This is a genomic window from Pseudonocardia sp. ICBG1293 (genome assembly GCF_020131355.1).
Classification (GTDB): Bacteria; Actinomycetota; Actinomycetes; order Mycobacteriales; family Pseudonocardiaceae; genus Pseudonocardia.
Genome location: NZ_JAHLEL010000037.1, coordinates 1 through 1,958 on the forward strand (window position 1 = coordinate 1; position 1,958 = coordinate 1,958).

1 protein-coding gene and 3 pseudogenes are annotated in these 1,958 nt (G+C 71.4%); all 4 read right to left on the reverse strand.

Features of this window, described 5'->3' with window-relative positions; all coding sequences use genetic code 11:
• Window positions 1–589 precede the first annotated feature (589 nt).
• Window positions 590–1,153, reverse strand: a pseudogene (locus KPF47_RS13680) (IS110 family transposase); the annotation flags it as partial.
• 113 nt (window positions 1,154–1,266) lie between these two features.
• Window positions 1,267–1,470: pseudogene (locus tag KPF47_RS13685) on the reverse strand (IS3 family transposase); the annotation flags it as partial.
• Window positions 1,471–1,537: 67 nt separating this feature from the next.
• Window positions 1,538–1,699 (reverse strand): annotated as a pseudogene (locus tag KPF47_RS40950) (DDE-type integrase/transposase/recombinase); the annotation flags it as partial.
• The coding region (locus KPF47_RS13695; protein WP_224389197.1) for an IS3 family transposase at window positions 1,696–1,958 on the reverse strand (263 nt) is incomplete at its 5' end. The gene KPF47_RS13695 and the pseudogene KPF47_RS40950, both read right to left, overlap by 4 nt.

Below are 1,958 nucleotides of genomic sequence, written 5' to 3' on the forward strand. Positions count from 1 at the left end.
AGCGGGCCAGCACGGCGGGATCTGCCGCACCGACGGCGCCACCGACGGGACCAGCACCGCCGCGACCCACGTCCCGAGCTCATCCCACGCTGCCGCCGCGGCGGCAGCGTCGAGCTCGGGCCAGGCCACCGGCTGTAGCCCCTCCGCAGTGCCCGACTCGGCCCCACCGTCACCGTCGCTGGTGAGGGTGGTTTCGAGATGGGTGATCCGGGCATCCAGCGCAGTGACCAGCGCGACGAGCTGTTCCGGCTCCGGGGGCCCGATGCGGGCGGGCATCAGCTGTACCCCACACCGTGACCACGCTCAGGCCCGAGCCGCTGCGCGACGTGCTCCCCGAGACGGTGCCCGAGACGCTGAGCGTCGTACTGGTCGAGGCCGTGCCGCCGAGACGCTTCCTCCGCCCGGACACGTTCCCGAGCCCCCACCCCATCCACCTCCTGCCCATCCACCTTCTGCCCGGCCGCCTGCCCAGCCGCGGCACTGCTGCCGGCACGGAGACGATCAGCGCCGGTCCGCATCGCATACTCACGCGTCGGGCGAGGCCGGTCCTCAGCCGCAACCACAGGCGTCGTGTCCTGAGAGCGGCCGCGAGCAGGTCGAGCACGCCACCGCGGTCCAGGCGTGGCCCGAGCAGGCGTTCCAGGGCGGGATGAACATGCAGCAGGGCGTCGCGCAGCCGGTTCGTCAGCCGGGTGCTCTGCCCAGCCAGGTCATCGTCGTAACCGGCGAGCACAGTGAGTTCGGCGAGGGTCTCGTCGTCGGTGCCGACCCGGCGCAGGGTGTGCGGCATCGTCCGGGCGGCCTCGGCGATCACGTGGGCGTCGCGGGCGTCGGTCTTGGCCTGCCCGGGATGCAGGTCGGCGATGCGGCGCATCGCCAGCCCGGGCAGGTAGGCCACCGTGATCCCCAGATCACGAGCGACGGCGATGGCCAGCGCTCCGATCGAGGCGGGCTGGTCGATGACCATCAGCACCGCGCCGTGCTCGGCCAGCCCGGACAGCACGGTGCGCAGCGCCGATTCGTCGTTGGGCAGGGCCTTGTCGTGCACCCGCTTCCCGTTGGTGTCGACCGCGCAGGCGTGGTGTTCGGACTTGCCCACGTCCAGGCCGCAGAACACCGCGAACCCGGTCGGGTGCTGGTCAGGATCGGGCAACCGCCGCTCCCTTCTCGTCGCGGCAGGCCGACCACGAGCACCCGCGCCGGCAGCCACGTTACGAGCAGACCACACGGGTCAGGTGTGGTTCCCCCGAGATCGTGGAGGGTTCCCTATGCCGCGTCTCGAGTGAGGGCGGCGTTCTCGTAGACGATCGGTGCGAGCCCGGCGGCGGCGCTGTGTCGTCGCCGGTGGTTGTAGAAGCCGTAGCACCAGTCGATAACCACCGCCCGAGCCTTCGCAGTGGTGTCGAAGTCGTTGCGGGACAGCACTTCCCACTCCAGGCTGGAGAAGAACGCCTCCGCCGCGGCGTTGTCGAAACACGACCCGACCCATGGACTGGCGGATGTCCAGGCGGCGACACAACGTGGCGAACGCGCCGGCGGTGTAGGTCGAGCCGCGGTCGGTGTGAAAGATCACCCCTGCGATCCCGTCCGCGCCGCCGCGGGCCGCGACGGCCATCCGGATGGCCTCACACGCCAGCTCGGCGTTGGGGTGCAGCCCGGTGGCCGCGCCGAGCAACCTGCGCGAGTACAGGTCGATCACCGTGGCCAGATACAGCTTCCCGGCCGCGGTGGGGATCTCGTCATGTCCCCGACCCAGCGGCGGTTCGGCTCGGCGGCGGTGAAGTCGCGGTTCAGCAGGTCCGGGAACTTCGGCGCCGCCTTGTCCTGGCGGGTCAGCCCGTTGCGCCTCCGGATGCGGCGGGCGACCAGGCTCTGTCGGCGCATCGAGTCCGCCACGGTCTTCTCCGACACCTTCCACCCCGCCTCACGTAGGTCCGCGTGCAACCGCGGCGAGCCGT